Here is a 16,517-nt window from a genome sequence, read left to right on the forward strand (position 1 = left end):
GTTCGACGGTGACTGCGACTGGAGAAGCGACCGGAGCCGGGCCCGGACAGGGCGGGAGGCCCTTCCTCTACGTCGTCGTCTGCGCCGCCGGGATCGCCGTGGAGGTCGGCAAGCTGATCACGGCCGCCCAGGAGCGCGGCTGGGAGGTCGGGGTCATCGCGACCCCCGTCGCCATGGGCGGCTTCTTCGACACGGCCGCGATCGAGGCGCGGACCGGCCGCCCGATCCGCTCCGCCTGGCGGTCACCGGGCGACCCGCGCCCGTTCCCGCCGCCGGACGCCGTCGTGGTGGCGCCCGCCACCTTCAACACCGTCAACAAGTGGGCCGCCGGCACCGCCGACACTCTCGCCCTGGGCACCCTGTGCGAGGCGTACGGCCTCGGCGTCCCGATCGCCGTCCTGCCCTGTGTGGCCGACGCGCTCGCCGCCCACCCGGCGTACGGCGCGAGCCTGGAGCGGCTGCGCGGCATGGGCGTCCGGTTCGGCGATCCGTACGCCGGCGGGGTCGAGGAGGACGGCGGGCGCAAGACGTTCCACTGGGAACGGGCGCTGGACCTGCTGGAGGCGGGCGACGACGAGGGGACGGCCCTCACACGCTGAGCTCCGTCGCCGTCCCCATCGGCAGCCAGCGGAAGACGTCGCGCACGGCGGCCGGAGCCTCGGAGAGCGTCCGCTCGGCCGCCGCGCGGGCCTCGCGGAAGTGACTCCACCCTTCGTAGTGCACCGGCACGACGGTACGGGGACGGAGCAGCCGGCAGACGCTCACGGCCTCGGCGGCGGTCATCGTGTAGCGGAGCGGGCCGGTGACCGGGAAGCCGACGCCGCCGAGGTGGAGCAGGGCGGTGCCCACGGTCAGGCGGCGGCCCACCTCCCGGACGCCCTCGAAGAGGACCGTGTCGCCGGAGATCCACAGCACCCCGTACCGCTGGCCCGGCCAGCCGAGGGCGAATCCGGTGACCTCGCCGACGACGGGGCGGGACAGGGGCGGGCCGTGCCGGGCGGGGGTGGCGGTCACCTCGACGGTCGTACCGTCGGAGGAGGAGAGCTTCCAGGTGTCCCAGGGGGCGAGTCCGCGTGCGTTGCCGCCGAGCCGCCGGGCCCCGGACGGGGTGGTGAGCACGGTCTCCGTGCCGGGCAGCAGGGCGCGGCCGGCGTCGTCGAGGTTGTCGCCGTGGTGGTCGTGGGTGAGCAGCACCGCGTCCACCGGGGGCAGTTCGGCGGCGGACAGCGCGGGGCCGGCCGTCTTGCGGGACGACGTGCCCCAGCCGAAGGCGTAGCGGCGCCCCGGCGGGTCGAACGTCGGGTCGGTGAGCAGGCGCAGCCCGCCGATCTCGATCAGGGTGGTCGGGCCGCCGATGTGCGTGACACGGACACCGGTCATACGGAGATCCCTTCCGGAAGGGCCCGGGACGGCCGTGCCGACGGCCATCCCGAGGCACGAGAGCTACCGCGCGTGCGAGACCGCCCAGTCGAGGGCCTGGTCCGCGATCGCCTCCCAGCCGGGCGCGGCCGGCAGCAGATGCGGCATCCCGGGGTACTCCTTGACCTCGGTGACCGTGTGCGACTTGTAGTGCTTGGCGTTGGACTGCTGCACCTTGGGCGGCATCAGATGGTCCTTCTCGCCCGCGACGAACAGCAGGGGCGCCCGGTCGTCGTTGTGGTAGTTCACGTACGTGCTCTGATGGCCGGGACGCAGGGTGGCCAGGGCGCTGTCCCAGAAGATGCTGCCGGACGCGGGGACGGCGTACCGCTCGTACAGCGCCTTCGACTCCTCCTCCGGGAAGGTGTTGGTGAAGGCGTAGTGCCACTGCTCGAAGGTGAGACCGACCGCGCGGTGCCGGTTCGCGGGGTTCTTCAGCACCGGGAACGCCGACTTGATCTGGGTCAGGGGGAGTACGGCGACCCCCTCGGTGGGCGCCGAGTTGATCGCCACGCCCGCCGCGCCGAGGCCCCGGTCGAGGAGGAGCTGTACGAAGACGCCGCCCGCGGAGTGGCCGATCAGGACCGGCGGCTTGTCGAGGCCCTGGACGAGGGTCACCAGGTTGTCGACGATCTGGGGGACCGTCACCTTCTCGATCGGGGTGGTGTCGGCGTTGAGCGACTCGACCTCCACCTCGAAGCCCGGGTAGGCCGGCGCGAGGACCCGGTAGCCGCGCTTCTCGTAGTGGGCGATCCAGTGCTCCCAGCTCCGGGGTGTCACCCAGAAACCGTGGATCAGGACGATCGTGTCGGGACTGCTCATCGTTTTCCTTCCAGGGGCTGGAACGAGGTGAACGAGGTGAACGAGGTGACCAGGGCGAACAGGGCCTGTGTGCTCAGGAGTTGAGGAACTCCAGCAGATCCGCGCCGAGTTGCTCCTTGTGCGTGTCCGTGATGCCGTGCGGGGCGCCCGGATAGACCTTCAGCGTCGCGTTCTTGATCCGGGCCGCCGACGGCTTGCCGCCCACCTCGATCGGCACGACCTGGTCGTCGTCGCCGTGGATGACGAGGGCGGGCACGTCGACGGCGTCGAGATCGGGGCGGAAGTCGGTCGCGGAGAAGGCCGCGACGCATTCGTACGCGTTCCGGTGCCCGGAGTGCATGCCCTGGAGCCAGAACGAGTCCCGCGCTCCCTGCGACACATCGGCCCCGGGCCGGTTGTTGCCGAAGAACGGGCCGTCGGCGAGGTCCCGGTACAGCTGCGACCGGTCGGCGAGCGACCCGGCGCGGATCGCGTCGAACACCTCGACGGGGACGCCGCCGGGGTTGTCGTCGGTCCTGAGCATGAACGGGGGTACGGCGGAGACCAGCACCAGCTGCGCGATGCGCCCGGTGCCGTGCCGGCCGATGTAGCGGGTCACCTCGCCGCCGCCGGTGGAGAACCCGACGAGCGTGACGTCCCGCAGGTCGAGGGTGTCGATCAGCATGGCAAGGTCGTCGGCGTAGGTGTTCATCTCGTTGCCGTGCCAGGTCTGGGTGGACCGGCCGTGACCGCGCCGGTCGTGCGCGACGACACGGAACCCGTGCGTGGCCAGGAACAGCTGCTGCGCCTCCCAGCTGTCGGAGTTCAGTGGCCAGCCGTGACTCAGCACGACCGGGCGGCCCTGACCCCAGTCCTTGTAGTGGATCCGTGCCCCGTCTGCTGCGGTGACGTACGGCATGGGGTGCTCCCGTCTGCGGGCGTGTCCGACCCGTGCATCCTCCGGCGGGCCGGGGCGGCGCCGAATCCCGTGGAACGCGTAGTCATGACACGGGCCGTGCGTCGACGCTATGCCGCGGCTCCCCACCCCGCCACAGCGGCCTCAGAGCTTCGGTACCCGCGACAGCTGCCGCCGTGAGGTGACGTCGAGCTTCCGGAAGATCTTCCGCAGGTGGTAGTCGACCGTGCTCGCGCTGATGAACAGCCGGGCGGCGATCTCGGCGTTGGTCGCGCCGTCCTTGGCGAGCCGGGCGATGGTCAGCTCCTGCGGGGTGAGCGCGCTGCCCGCCCCCGCCGCACCGCGTCGCGGATGCTCGCCGGTCGCCGCCAACTCCTGCGCGGTGCGCGCCGCGTAGCCCTTGGCGCCCATGCCGTCGAACAGGGCCAGGGCCGTACGCAGCTGCTCACGGGCGTCCTTGCGGCGCTTGCGACGGCGCAGCCACTCGCCGTACAGCAGATGGGCGACGGCGAGATCGGCGCGGGCGCCGCTGCCGGAGAGCAGGGCGATCGCCTCGCGGTACAGCGCGTCGGCGTCGCCCGCGGGCGCGAGCAGGGCCCGGCAGCGTGCCAGCAGGCCGAGCGCCCACGGGGTGCCGGTGGCCGTCGCCCGCGAGGCGAGGGTCCGCAGGGTGGCCGTCGCGAGGACACGGTCGCCGCAGCGGACGGCCGCCTCGACCAGGTGGGGGAGGAGCCGGGAATGGTAGGCGAACACGTCGTGGCCGGTCAGCTCCTGGGTGATCGCGCGGGCCCGGGAGTAGTCGCCGGCGCCGAGCGCGAGGACCGCCATGCCTATACGGGCGATGGACTCCACCGCGCCGTTGCCCAGCCAGGTACCGGCCTCCATCGAGCCGCGCAGGACCGACTCCAGCTCCTCGGCGTCCGCGTGCCAGGCGAGCAGCTCGGGGTGCCGGTAGAGCTCCCACATGTCGTCGGTGGCGCCGATCGCGGCCCGTATCTGGTGGCCCTGGGCGTGCAGCTCGTCCGCGAGGGTCAGTTCGCCGAGGTTCGTCTCGTGCATCACCGAGCAGTACAGGGCGGTGTCCAGCTGCGACAGGGCGCCCGTGCCGCGGGCGACGTCGGCGGCCCGGCGCATGACCGCGCGCTGGGCCTCCTCTTCCCACAGCATCATCGTCAGAGTGGTGGTGGGCAGATAGGCGCGCAGCACGTCCTCGTCCGAGGTCCGCGGGTCCCGCAGCATCTCGTGGGCCCGCCGCATATGGGGCACGGCCCGCTCGTAGCCGTCGGTGACGAGGACGGCGAAGGCGCGCAGCACCACGTCGACGCCGGTCGCGGGCGTCGTGCGGGGCAGCAGGTCGTCCACGGCACGGGCGATGTCGGCGACAGTCGTGTCCCGCATGAGGTGCTCGGCGGTGATCGCCCGGTCGACCGCCCGCAGCAGCGCCTCCCGGGCCAGCTCCGGCGCCCCGTCGGCGAGGGCCCGCGCGGCGCGCAGACACAACGCGGGCGCCGCGGCGAACGAGCCCGCGTCACCGAGGAGCGTGACGGCGTGGGCGCGCACCAGCAGGGCCCGGCCCCGGCCGACATCGCCGAGAAGCCCGACGTCGATCGCGTCCAGCAGCGACTCCGCCTGGAGCGGGGCCCCCGCCGACAGCGCGGCCTCGGCCGCCGCCAGCAGCCGGCCGGCCCGGGCGACTTCTCCCGGGGTCAGCTCGGCGGCCCGGCCGAGGAAGGTGGCGCGGGCCGCGTAGCCGCCCCGGGAGCCCGCCCGGTCGGCCGAGCGCTCCACCTCGGCGGCCACCGCCTCGTCCGGCCCGAGGGCGGCCGCCGCCAGATGCCAGGCCCGCCGGTCGGAGTCGGCCGGCCGGTCCGTCACCTCGGCCAGCGCCCGGTGGGCCCGCCGCCGCTCCACGCTGGTGGCACCGCCGTACACCGCCGACCGCACCAGCGGATGCCGGAACTCGGCGGCCGTGCGCAGCACCACCAGCCCTGCCGCCTCGGCGGGACCCGAGTCCTCGGGCCCGATCCCGAGCAGCCGCGCCGCGCTCGTGACGTACCCGACGTCGCCGCCGGGTGCGGTCGAGGCCAGCAGCAGCCAGGTCTGTGCCGCCTCCGGCAGCTCGCGCACCCGCCGGAGGTAGTGCGCCTCCAGCCGGCCGCCCACGGGCAGCGGTTCGGGCAGGGCGAGCGAGCCGGACAGCTGGTCGGCGGTGAGCTCCTGCCCCAGGTCGGCCAGCGCCAGCGGGTTCCCGGCGGTCGCGGCCACGATCCGCGCGCCCACCCGGGCGTCCAGCGGCCCGGCGACGGCTTCCCGCAGCAGTTCCAGGGCGAACGGCTCCTCAAGACCGGCGACCTCGGTGACCGGCAGGCCCGCGGGCGCCTCGAACCCGGTCCGGGCCGCGAACAGCAGCCCGACCCCCTCGGCGTGCACCCGCCGCCCCACGAAGGCGAGGACGCCCAGCGACTCGTCGTCGAGCCACTGCGCGTCGTCGGCGCAGACCAGCACCGGCCGCTGTTTCGCGGCCTCCGCGAGAAGCGTCAGCGTCGCGAGCCCGACCAGGAACCGGTCGGCGGGCGGCCCGTCGGCCAGCCCGCACGCCACCCGGAGTGCCTCGGCCTGCGACGCCGGCAGCACACCGGGCTCCTTCAGCCCGTCCAGGAACGACGCGAGGAGCCGCTGCAACGCGGCGAACGGGAAGCCCGACTCCGACTCCACGCCCGCCACCCGTAACACCCGCAGATCGGCGGCCTCCCGGCCCGCGTGATCGAGCAGTGCGGTCTTGCCGATCCCGGCGTCGCCCCGCAGCAGCACGACCCCGCTCAGCCCCTGCCGTACCTCCGCCACCAGCCGGTTGAGCCGCTCACGTTCGCTGACCCGCCCCTTGAGAACCACGCCGACGCCCTTCAACGGGGGCCTCCTGTGAAGGCCGTATGAGGTTTTGGTGGAGCCGCCTCATTCAATCAGCGCGCGCCCCGGCGCACGCGGGCATCGGGCGAGAGCGGTACGGGGTGATCGATCCGTGACGGATGAGGCGCGGGGACGGGGTGCGGGGACGGGGTACACGCTCGCCCAGGAACGCGCCGGCAGCCGCATGCTCCTCCAGGCCGCCGACCGCGACTGGGACCGCCGCCCCGACCTCGCCAGGACCCAGGTCCGTGCGGTCGTGGACGCGCTCGGCGCCAACCTCGCCGAGACCCGCACCATCATCAGCGACCTCACCCCGCCCGCCCTGGAGCACGACGACCTCGGTACCGCGCTGCGCATCCTCTGCGCCCGCACCACGGCCACGCCCTCGCGGGTGGTGTTCCGCACCGAGGGCGAGCCGGGCGCCCTGCCCAGCGACCGGGCCGCCGCCCTGCTCCGCGTCGCCCAGGGCCTGCTGGCCAACGCCTGCGAGCACGCCCGCGCCCGGCACGTCTGGATCACCCTCGACCACCGCGACGACACAACCGTCGCCGTCGAGGTACGGGACGACGGCGTGGGCTTCGACACCGCGAGGGCGACGGCGAAGCCGGGAGACCGGGGCCTCGGTCTGACGGCCGGCCGGGAGCGCCTGGGCGCCCTCGGCGGCTCGCTCACCGTCCGCGGCGCACCCGGCCGCGGCACCCTCGCCCGCGCCAGCCTCCCCGTGGACGCCCTCGCCCTGGCGGGCAGCCGGTGAACGCCCCGAACGGCACCCCGCTGCGCGTCCTGATCGTGGACTACCACGTCGTCGTACGCGCCGGCCTGCGGGCCCTCCTCACCGGTGAACCCGGCTTCGCCGTCATCGCCGAGACCGGCGACGGTGAGGAGGCCGTCGGTCTCGCCACGCGACTCCGCCCCGACGTGGTGCTGATGGACCTCCGCCTCACCGACGACACCGCCCCCGGCGCCCGGGTCAACGGCCTCGACGCGACGCGGCGGATCACCGCCGAGGCCCCCGGCAGCCGGGTCGTCGTCCTCACCGGCTCCGCCACCCAGGGCGACGTCGTCCGGGCGATGGCGGCCGGCGCCCGCGGCTACATCCTCAAGGCGGGCCCGCCCGAGGAACTGTTCCGGGCCGTGCGCGCCGCCGCGGCCGGCGGCATGGGACTGGCCCCGGAGGCCGCCGGACACCTCGCCGGTCACCTCGCCGACCCCGGGACCGCCCTGAGCGACCGGGAGATCGAGGTCGTACGGCTGCTGGCGCTGGGGCACAGCAACCGGTCCATCGCCGCCTCCCTCCATCTCGCCGAGGCCACGATCAAGACCCACCTGGTCCGCGTCTACCGCAAGCTCGGCACCGAGAACCGGGCGAGCACGGTGTCCGAGGCGGTCCGGCGGGGACTGCTCGAACTGGGTTGAACCGGGGCCGGGGCCCCCGTCAGTGGGCGCCCATCGGCTCGAACTCCGTGCCGCACGGGCCCGCCCCCTCGCTCTCCGGCAGCGACACGGAGTCGCCGCTCATCGTCAGCGTCTCGTAGTAGCGGCCGATGCGTTCGGTGGAGCGGCCCACGTAGTGGCCGATGAAGGAGCGGCGGAAGCGGTCGGCGGTGCGGTTGGGCTGGGAGCCGTGGACGAGGCTGCCGTTGAAGAAGAGGACGTCGCCCGGGGCCATGTCGACGGGCACGGCGGTCAGGCCGGGCGGCGGCGCCACGTACTCGCGGACGAAGGACACCTCCGCGTCCGCCTCCTCCGGGCAGAACAGATCCATACGATGCGTCCCCGGCACGACCTCCAGACCGCCGTTGTCCCGGTCGATCACATCGCAGGCGATCCACGCGGCCACACACGTCCCCGGCTCGACCCGCAGATAGAAGTTGTCCTGGTGCAGCGCCTGCCCCCGGGCGCCCGGCGGCTTGAAGTAGAACATGCTCTGCGCGGCCAGGACCTCCTCCCCGAGCAGCCCTTCGAGGATGTCCCGCAGCCGTGCGTCGAGGAGCACCCGCAGCGAGAGGTCGTCGATGCGATGGGGGTGCATGACGCGGGGATGGACGTGCAGCGGGTCGGCCGGCGCGTCCGCCGTGGGCGGGCGGGGCTGGAAGTGCCCCGGGATCGGGCCGCCCTCCCGCAGGGCCGAGAACCGGTCGCACAGTTCCTCGATCTCGGCGGGCGAGAACAGTCCCCGCACCACCAGATAGCCGTTCTCCTCGAACCGCACCTTGTCTGTGGCTGCCATCCGCGCATCCCTTTCCGCCGTCGTCCTACGTGCCTCACGCTAGGTCCGCGACCCTTTGGGGAGGATGCCTGTGCATGCTGACGACCTGCCTGGAACTGCTGCGCCCGCGGATCCGTCGCCGCCGCCCGGCCAGGTGATCATCGGACGCTTCGACCAGCGGCCGCCGTACGCCGTGCACCGGCCGCGCGGCGCGGACAGCTGGCTGTTCACCTGGACCACGGGCGGCGGGGGACTGCTGCGGCAGGGCACGGCCGCGACGCCGGCCGCCCCCGGCGACCTGGTGGTCCTCGGCCCGGGTGTGCCGCAGCGCTACGCGGTCCGCCCCGGCGCCGGGCACTGGGCGTTCTGGTGGGTGCACTGCCAGGCCCGGGCGTCCTGGACGGCCTGGCTGCGCCCGTACGAGACCGCGGACCGGCTGTACGCCGTGCCGTCGGCCCCCGGCGGCGTCCGTGCACGCGTCGACGCGGCCTTCCGCCGGATGCTCGCCGACGCCCGCTGGACCGGTGAGGGCACACCGCCGACGCCTGTCACCGCCTCGGTGGGCGCCGAGGACACGCGGTCGGCGGCCGCTCCCGCCGGGCCGGAGACGTCGAAGCCCGGGGCCGTCCCGCTCGGCGGTGAGGTCGCCGTGGCGCACGGCACCGCCGCCCGCGAACTCGCCCTCTGCTCCCTGGAGGAGGTCGTGCTGCTCACCGCCGCCCGGGCCGAGCCGCGCCGGTCGGGGGCGGATCCGAGGATCCGCCGGGCGGAGGACCTGATCGCCGCCGACCCCGGAGCCCCGCACACGGTGCGCTCCCTCGCCGAGCGCGTCTCCCTCTCCCCGTCCCGCTTCGCACACCTGTTCACCGAGCAACTGGGCCACTCCCCGATGCGTGCCCTCCGCCACGCCCGCCTGCTCCACGCCGCCCGGCTCCTGGAGGCCACCGAACTGCCCGTCGAACGAGTGGCCGCCGCCTCCGGGTTCGGCAGCCCGTTCCACTTCAGCCGGGTGTTCCGACAGCGCTACGGGGTGCCGCCGGGGGAGTACCGACAGGGGCTGCGGGACGACGACTGACGGTCACCTCCCTCGTAGCCCCTCGCGCGTGGTCGTCTCAGCCCCCGAAGGCGAGCAGCGACAGCCACAGCGCCACCACCGAGGAGACCAGCGCCGCCGGGACGGTGAGCAGGCCGAGGCGGGTGAACTCGCCCAGGTCCACGTCGTGGTCGTGCTGGTGGACGATCCGGCGCCAGAGCAGGGTGGCCAGGGAACCGGCGTAGGTGAGGTTCGGGCCGATGTTGACGCCGAGGAGTACGGCGAGGACGGCGCCCGTGCCGAGCGGGGCGGCCGCCGGGATCAGGACGAGGACCGCGGGCAGGTTGTTGATGACGTTGGAGAGGAGCGCGGCGAGGGCGGCGACGCCGAGGAGGGCGAGCAGGCCGGTGCCCGACGGCATCACGCGGCCGAGCGCGTCGGCGAGGCCGTTGTCGACCACCGCGCGCACCACGACGCCCAGCGCCAGCACGAACGCGAGGAAGGGCAGGGAGACCGACCGGAACAGCGCGCCCGGGCTCGTGGTGCGGCGGACGAGCGCGCGGACCGACAGCACCACGGCCCCGGCCAGCGCCGCCCACACGGGCTCGATCCCGAGCGCGGACGTCACCACGAACCCCGCGAGCGTGCACAGGACGGTGACCAGCGCGAACATCGGCAGCTCGGGCGCCTCGGCCGGCTCCTCGGCAGACGGTGCCCCGGCGTCCAGATCGGCCGCGAAGAACCGGCGGAACACCAGGTACTCGGCGGCCACGGCCACCGCCCACGGCGCCGCCATCAGCAGCGCGAACCGTGTGAAGGTCAGCCCGCTCGCGGTGAACGCCAGCAGGTTGGTGAGGTTGGACACGGGCAGCAGCAGCGAGGCCGTGTTCGACAGGTGCGCGGTGGCGTACACATGCGGCTTGGGGCGGGCGCCCAGCCGGGCCACGGTCGCGAACACCACCGGCGTGAGCAGCACGACCGTCGCGTCCAGGCTGAGCACCGCCGTGATGCCGGAGGCCAGCGCGAACGTCGAGCCCAGCAGGTGCCGGGGCCGCCCCGCCGAGGCGCGCGCCATCCACGCCCCGCACGCCTGGAAGAGCCCCTCGTCGTCGCAGAGCCTGGCCAGCACGAGCACGGCGGCGAGGAACCCGAGCACCGGGCCCAGCAGTTCGGCCTCGGCACGGGCGTGGTCCAGGGAGACGGCACCGGCCGCGACGGCGATCCCGGCGGCCGGTACGGCGACCACCGCCTCCGGCAGTCCGAACGGGCGGGCGACCGCGCAGCCGAGGACGACGACGAGCAGGACGACGGACAGGACCTCGGCGAGGGCGGTGTTCACGGCGGGACTTTCGGGACGTTCGGGGGCGCGGAGACCGGTGCACCCTACAACTGCCCCCGGCCCGTCGACGAACGCGCGTGCGGCCCTACGGTGAGGCCCTTCTCACTCCTCCGACAGCGTCAGCTCCGCCCAGATCGTCTTGCCGTCCTCGGTGTGCCGGCTGCCCCACCGCTGGGTCAGCTGGGCCACCAGCAGCAGACCGCGACCGCCCTCGTCGAAGGTCTTGGCCCGGCGCAGATGCGGGGCGGTGCCGCTGCCGTCCGACACCTCGCAGATCAGGGTGGTGTCGTCGTGGATCAGACGCAGCTGGATCGGCGGGGCGCCGTGCCGGACGGCGTTGGTGACCAGCTCGCTCACCACCAGCTCCGCTGTGAACGCCGACTCGCTGATGCCCCACAACGCCATCTGCGTCAGCACGTACTGGCGGGTCCGGGCGACGAACGCGGGGTCGGCGGGTATCGACCAGGTCGCGACCCGCTCCGCCCTGAGCCCACGGGTACGGGCCAGCAGCAGCGCCACGTCGTCGGGGGCGCCGTTCGCGGGGAGCAGGGACTGGACGACGTCCTGGCAGATGTCGTCCAGTGGTCCCTTGCGGCCGGACAGGGCACGGGCCAGTAGCTCCTGACCGGCGTCGATGTCCCGGTCCCGGGTCTCGATCAGCCCGTCGGTGTAGAGGGCGATGACCGTGCCCTCGGCCAGTTCGAGCTCGGCGGACTCGAAGGGAAGTCCGCCGAGGCCCAGGGGCTGTCCCGACGGCACTTCCACCTCCATCGGCCGCCCGTCCGGGTCCAGCACGACCGGCGGCGGATGCCCGGCACGGGCGAAGGTGCAGCGGCGGGTCACCGGGTCGTAGACGGCGTACAGACAGGTGGCGCCGACCTCGCCGGTCACGCCTTCGCTGCCGGCTTCCGCGGACAGCCGTACGACGAGGTCGTCGAGGTGGGTCAGCAGTTCGTCGGGGGCGAGGTCGACGTCGGCGAGGGTGCGTACGGCGGTCCGCAGGCGGCCCATGGTGGCGGAGGCCTGGACGCCGTGGCCGACGACGTCGCCGACGACCATGGCGACCCGCATCCCGGAGAGCGGGATGACGTCGAACCAGTCGCCGCCGACCCCGGCCTGCGCCGCCGGGAGATACCGGGAGGCCGCCTCCAGGGCGGGCATGCGGGGGAGGGTCTGGGGGAGCAGGCTGCGCTGGAGGGCGAGGGCGGTCTCCCGCTCGCGGGAGTAGCGGCGGGCGTTGTCGATGCAGACAGCGGCCCGGGCCGTGACCTCCTCGGCCAGCAGCTCGTCGTCGGCGGTGTACGGGTCGAGCCGCTTGAAGCGGGTCAGGACGGCCACCCCGAGGGTCGTGCCCCGGGCCCGGATCGGCACCGACATGGTGGTGTGGACGCCCAGCTCCTTGACCCGTCGGCTGCGTATCGGGTCCCAGTCGAGCCAGTCCACCAGCGTGTTCGCCGGGTCCGTCGCCACGATCGTGTGCCCGACCGACAGGGACGCCGCCTGCGGGGAGGTGGCCGGGTAGACGTCGGTGCCGCCCACCTCGACGACCGCCTCGGGGCAGCCCGGGGTGACCGACTGATGGGCGGCGCGGCGCAGCGTGAACGGCGCGGAGAGCGGGCCCTCGTGCGGTTCGTCGCCGTGGTCGAGGGACTGCATGAGGTCGACGCTGACGAAGTCGGCGAGGACCGGGACGCACACGTCGGCCAGCTCCTGGGCGGTGCGCCGCACGTCGAGGGTGGTGCCGATGCGGATGCTCGCCTCGTTCACCAGCTGGAGCCGCTGCCGTGCCAGGTACTGCTCGGTGATGTCGTGCCCGGTGACACAGACCCCGATCGGCACCCCGGAGTCGTCCATGAGCGGGGCGATCGCCGCCGACCAGGCGTGGGCGCGGTTCTCGTCGGCGGCCCGCAGGAAGGTCTGCACGTCCTTGCGCCGGCCCAGGGCGAGCACCTCGCGCAACTGCTGCTCCAGCTGCTCGCCGCGCCGGCCGCCCACGATCTCGGACATGTGCAGGCCCCGGAGATTCTCCTCGGGCATCCCCACGGCGTCCGCCATCACGTCGTTGATGCCGCGCAGCCTCAGCCGGTCGTCGAAGACCGCCATGGCGCACGGTGACTGGACCATGACCGCCGCCGCCAGCGGATCGTCCTGCTTCAGAGGGCCGGGGTCGTCCAGCGGGCAGAGAACCAGCCAGCCACCGGTGCTGTCGCCGTCCTTCGGGCTGCGGTGGTGCGCGAGCAGCCAGGCGGTCACTGTCCGGCCGTCGCGGTGACGCAGGGTGAGCGTGCCGCTCCAGCTGGGGCTGCCCGGCGAGGGCGGCAGGAAAGGGTGCCCCGGAGCGAGCAGTTCTTCGGCGGGGCGTCCCACGACCTCCGCCGCGGGCCAGCCCAGCAGGCGTCTGGCGCCTTCGTTCCACTCGACGATCGTGCCGTCGCCGTCCATGGCCGCCCGCGCCGTGGCGGCACCGTCCAGGGCATACGCAGGGGCATCACCGTGCGTTACCTTGCGGCTCCTCATCGTCGCGAGTTCCATTCCGCCGGACCGAACGGGCTTACGGGTGAATTCAAGCCTATGTGCTCCGCCGGGAAAGCGGACTGGAAACCGTATTCCCCCCGGGATTTGTCGCACCCGTGTTCCCCGAGTGAGGTGAGGGGCTCTTGACGTCTCTGAGCCGCGTCGTCAGATTTTGTTTGGTCACGATCAATTGTGATGGCTTGTGGGGCCTTGCGCTTCACGGCTCCCCGGAACGTCCACCCGCACGTTCGACGAAGGGAACACCATGACCGTCACACGCAGGTCCTTACTCATCGCGGGCACCTCCGCCCCGATGGTGGGAGCACTGGCGGGCACCGCGGCCGCCGGCCCCCGGGCGAGACCCTCGTCCGCCGGCCGGGCCGTCCCGCTCCGGGACGGCTGGCGCTTCGCCCTCGTCGACCCGGACGGCATCACCGACCCGACCGGCGAGTACGCCGACGCCGCGAAGCCCGCGTTCGACGACTCAGGCTGGCGTCGGGTCGCCGTCCCGCACGACTGGAGCATCGAACTCGCCCCGACCACCCGGCACGGCACCACCAGCGGCACCGGCTTCTTCCCCGGCGGCCTCGGCTGGTACCGCACCACCTTCACCCTGCCGCCGTCTCTCGCCGGGAAACGGATCTCCGTCGAGTTCGACGGCGTCTACATGGACTCGTACGTCCACTGCAACGGCACCGAGGTCGGCCGCCACCCCTACGGCTACACCGGCTTCGCCTTCGACCTCACCGACCTGCTGCACACCGACGGCACCACCGAGAACGTCATCGCGGTCAAGGTCCAGAACCGCCTGCCCAGCAGCCGCTGGTACTCCGGCAGCGGCATCTACCGCGAGGCCCGCCTGGTGATCACCGACCCGGTGCACGTGGCGCGCTGGGGCACGTACGTCACCACGCCGGACATCACCGACGAGCGTGCCCTCGTCCGCGTCCGCACCTCCGTGGTGAACGTCTCCGGCGCCGGAGCGGACGTCGAGGTCGTCTCCCGGATCGTCGACGCCCGTGGCCGTACGGTCGCCCGTACCTCCTCCACGGTCGCCGTCACCGACACCGAGACCGAGACCCACGAACTGACCGTCCGCGAGCCGAGGTTGTGGGACTTCGCGGACCCGCACCGCTACACCCTCAGGACCGAGCTGCGCGTCGGCGGCAGAACGACCGACACCCATCGCACGCCCTTCGGCATCCGCACCTTCCGCTTCGACCCCGACGAGGGCTTCCACCTCAACGGCACCGCTCACAAGATCAGGGGCGTCGACCTCCACCACGACCTGGGCGCGCTCGGGGCCGCCGTCAGCGCCGACGCGATCCGCCGGCAGATGACGATCATGAAGTCGATGGGTGTCAACGCCTTCCGCACCTCCCACAACCCGCCCTCGCCGGAGATGGTCGAGGTCTGCGAAGAGCTGGGCATCGTGATGATGGTGGAGGCCTTCGACTGCTGGAGGAGCCCCAAGACCCGCTACGACTACGGGCGTTTCTTCGACGAGTGGGCCGACCGGGACGTCACCGAGATGGTGGAGGCGGCCCGCAACTCGCCCGCCGTCCTCTTGTGGTCGATCGGCAACGAGGTCTCCGAGTTCACCTCCACCTCCGGCCTGGCCATGGCGGACCGGCTGATCGCCGCCGTCAAGGCCGCCGACGGCACCCGCCCCGTCGTGATCGGCTCCCACCGCCACCGCAGCGTCCCCGCCCCCGGCACCCCGGGCGATCTGATCCTGGCCAAGCTCGACGGCCTCGGCCTCAACTACAACACCGCCAAGTCGGTGGACGCCCTGCACGCCCGCTACCCGAACCTGTTCCTCTTCGAGTCGGAGTCGTCCTCGGAGACCTCGACGCGAGGCGTCTACCAGGAGCCCGAACACCTCAACACCGGGGAGAACCACACCCCCGGCAAGCGGGGCGTCTCGTCGTACGACAACAACCTCGCCTCCTGGACCATGAGCGGTGAGTACGGCCACAAGAAGGACCGCGACCGGAAGTGGTTCGCCGGGCAGTTCCTCTGGTCGGGCATCGACTACATCGGCGAGCCCACGCCGTACGACGTCTTCCCGGTGAAGGCCTCCTTCTTCGGCGCGGTCGACACGGCCGGCTTCCCGAAGGACATGTACTACCTGTTCCAGAGCCAGTGGGTCGGCGAGCCGATGGTTCACCTGCTGCCGATGAGCTGGAACCACGACAAGGGCGACACCGTCGAGGTGTGGGCGTACTCCAATGTCGACACCGTCGAGCTGTTCCTGAACGGAAAGTCGCTCGGGACAAGGAAGTTCGACGAGAAGAAGACCGTGGACGGGCGCGCCTACCTGGAGACCACCGAGGCGACCGGCGACGACAAGACCTTCACCGACGGCCCCTACCCCGGTAGTTACACCAGCCCCAACGGCAGCGCGGGCAAACTCCACCTCACCTGGAAGGTGCCGTACACACCGGGCGAGTTGAAGGCCGTCGCGCGCCGGAACGGCAAGGCCGTCGCCACCGACGTCCTGCGCACGGCCGGCCGGCCGCACGCCGTGCGCCTGACCGCCGACCGCAAGTCCCTGGCGGCGGACGGGCGTTCCCTGGTCTTCGTCACCGCCGAGATCGTCGACGCCCGGGGCGTGGTGGTCCCCGACGCCGAGCATCTGATCTCCTTCGACGTGCGAGGAGGGTCCCTCGCCGGGCTCGACAACGGCCGTGAGGAGAGCGCCGAGCGCTACCAGGCCTCCACCCGTACCGCGTTCGGCGGCAAGGCGCTCGCGATCGTACGGTCCGGGGTCGAACCCGGTGCGGTGAAGGTGACGGCGCGGGTGGAGGGCCTGCGGACCGGGAAGGTGGACGTCCGGGCCACGTCGGCGCGCGCCGAGTCCACCACCCCCGCCGCCGAGTTCACCCCCGACCACCCGGCCGCCGTGACCTATCCCTTCGCCGATGCCAGTTACTCCGGTCGCCCCGACACCCTGCCCGCCGCCATGCTGGACGGCGACCCCGCCACCGGCTGGTCCAACGCCTTCCTCAAGGCGGCCACCGCACTGCTGCCCGCGTTCGGCGGGGCGCGCCCCGAGGACTGGGTGTCGGTCGACTGGGGGCGGGCCGGGACGGTCGACCGGGTCGAGGCCTCCTTCACCGTCGACGCGGGACACACACTGCCCGAGGCCGTCGGCGTGGAGGTGTGGGACGGCGAGCGGTACGTCCCCGCCGAGGGCGTGAAGACCGACTGGGCCACGACCTCCGACGCGCCCACGGTGATCACCTTCGCTCCGCTGCGCGGCTCCCGGATCCGGCTCACGCTGACGAGCCGCCATCCGGGCGAGGCGCGCGGCGCCGTGCGGATCAGCAGGCTGGACGTCCTCGCACTCTGACCGCGTGGGGAGACGTCACTTCGG

The 16,517-nt window shown here is 73.1% G+C and carries 12 protein-coding genes; 5 read left to right on the top strand and 7 right to left on the bottom strand.

The features are described 5' to 3' along the window. Positions 1-8 precede the first annotated feature (8 nt). Positions 9-599, top strand: coding sequence for a flavoprotein (locus OG202_RS43845; RefSeq protein WP_327726489.1), 591 nt, complete (start codon positions 9-11; stop codon positions 597-599). Here the strand turns inward: OG202_RS43845 and OG202_RS43850 are convergent. From OG202_RS43850 to OG202_RS43865, 4 genes are all read right to left on the bottom strand, one after another. Further along, positions 589-1,380 carry an MBL fold metallo-hydrolase gene (locus tag OG202_RS43850; protein ID WP_327726488.1) on the bottom strand — a complete coding sequence of 264 codons (792 nt, stop codon included), beginning with the start codon at positions 1,378-1,380 and terminating at the stop codon, positions 589-591. The two genes, OG202_RS43845 and OG202_RS43850, sit on opposite strands and share 11 nt — an antisense overlap. A 63-nt stretch (positions 1,381-1,443) precedes the next feature. Next, the gene (locus OG202_RS43855) at positions 1,444-2,241 is read right to left on the bottom strand and encodes an alpha/beta hydrolase (protein ID WP_327726487.1); all 798 of its coding nucleotides are present in this window, start codon (positions 2,239-2,241) and stop codon (positions 1,444-1,446) included. Positions 2,242-2,314: 73 nt separating this feature from the next. After that, on the bottom strand, positions 2,315-3,139 hold the full coding sequence (locus OG202_RS43860) for an alpha/beta fold hydrolase (protein ID WP_327726486.1): 825 nt from the start codon (positions 3,137-3,139) through the stop codon (positions 2,315-2,317). A 141-nt stretch (positions 3,140-3,280) separates the two neighbouring features. Continuing rightward, positions 3,281-6,043 carry a helix-turn-helix transcriptional regulator gene (locus OG202_RS43865; protein WP_327726485.1) on the bottom strand — a complete coding sequence of 921 codons (2,763 nt, stop codon included), beginning with the start codon at positions 6,041-6,043 and terminating at the stop codon, positions 3,281-3,283. A gap of 112 nt (positions 6,044-6,155) precedes the next feature. Here OG202_RS43865 and OG202_RS43870 point away from each other — a divergent pair, with 112 nt between their 5' ends. Together OG202_RS43870 and OG202_RS43875 are read left to right on the top strand one after the other, a co-directional pair. Then, positions 6,156-6,797 carry a sensor histidine kinase gene (locus OG202_RS43870; protein WP_327726484.1) on the top strand — a complete coding sequence of 214 codons (642 nt, stop codon included), beginning with the start codon at positions 6,156-6,158 and terminating at the stop codon, positions 6,795-6,797. Next, positions 6,794-7,459, top strand: coding sequence for a response regulator transcription factor (locus OG202_RS43875; RefSeq protein ID WP_326574130.1), 666 nt, complete (start codon positions 6,794-6,796; stop codon positions 7,457-7,459). The genes OG202_RS43870 and OG202_RS43875 overlap by 4 nt, the downstream gene beginning before the upstream one ends. Before the next feature lie 19 nt (positions 7,460-7,478). On the opposite strand, the gene OG202_RS43880 is transcribed toward OG202_RS43875, so the two are convergent. Beyond that, the gene (locus tag OG202_RS43880) at positions 7,479-8,273 is read right to left on the bottom strand and encodes a phytanoyl-CoA dioxygenase family protein (protein WP_326574129.1); all 795 of its coding nucleotides are present in this window, start codon (positions 8,271-8,273) and stop codon (positions 7,479-7,481) included. Positions 8,274-8,337: 64 nt separating this feature from the next. Here OG202_RS43880 and OG202_RS43885 point away from each other — a divergent pair, with 64 nt between their 5' ends. Continuing rightward, positions 8,338-9,327, top strand: coding sequence for a helix-turn-helix domain-containing protein (locus tag OG202_RS43885; protein WP_327726483.1), 990 nt, complete (start codon positions 8,338-8,340; stop codon positions 9,325-9,327). 37 nt (positions 9,328-9,364) lie between these two features. Here the strand turns inward: OG202_RS43885 and OG202_RS43890 are convergent, their stop codons facing one another. Together OG202_RS43890 and OG202_RS43895 are read right to left on the bottom strand one after the other, a co-directional pair. Next, positions 9,365-10,624, bottom strand: a complete 1,260-nt coding sequence (locus OG202_RS43890; protein ID WP_327726482.1) for an SLC13 family permease — start codon at positions 10,622-10,624, stop codon at positions 9,365-9,367. Between the two features lie 102 nt (positions 10,625-10,726). Next, positions 10,727-13,141 (bottom strand): SpoIIE family protein phosphatase, encoded by a 2,415-nt coding sequence (locus OG202_RS43895; RefSeq protein ID WP_327726481.1) that lies wholly within the window; start codon positions 13,139-13,141, stop codon positions 10,727-10,729. A gap of 262 nt (positions 13,142-13,403) precedes the next feature. Here OG202_RS43895 and OG202_RS43900 point away from each other — a divergent pair, with 262 nt between their 5' ends. Further along, a complete protein-coding gene (locus OG202_RS43900; RefSeq protein WP_328224549.1) occupies positions 13,404-16,493 on the top strand; it encodes a glycoside hydrolase family 2 TIM barrel-domain containing protein in 3,090 nt (1,029 codons plus the stop codon). Positions 16,494-16,517 lie beyond the last annotated feature (24 nt).

The organism is Streptomyces sp. NBC_00310, assembly GCF_036208085.1.
GTDB lineage: Bacteria > Actinomycetota > Actinomycetes > Streptomycetales > Streptomycetaceae > Streptomyces.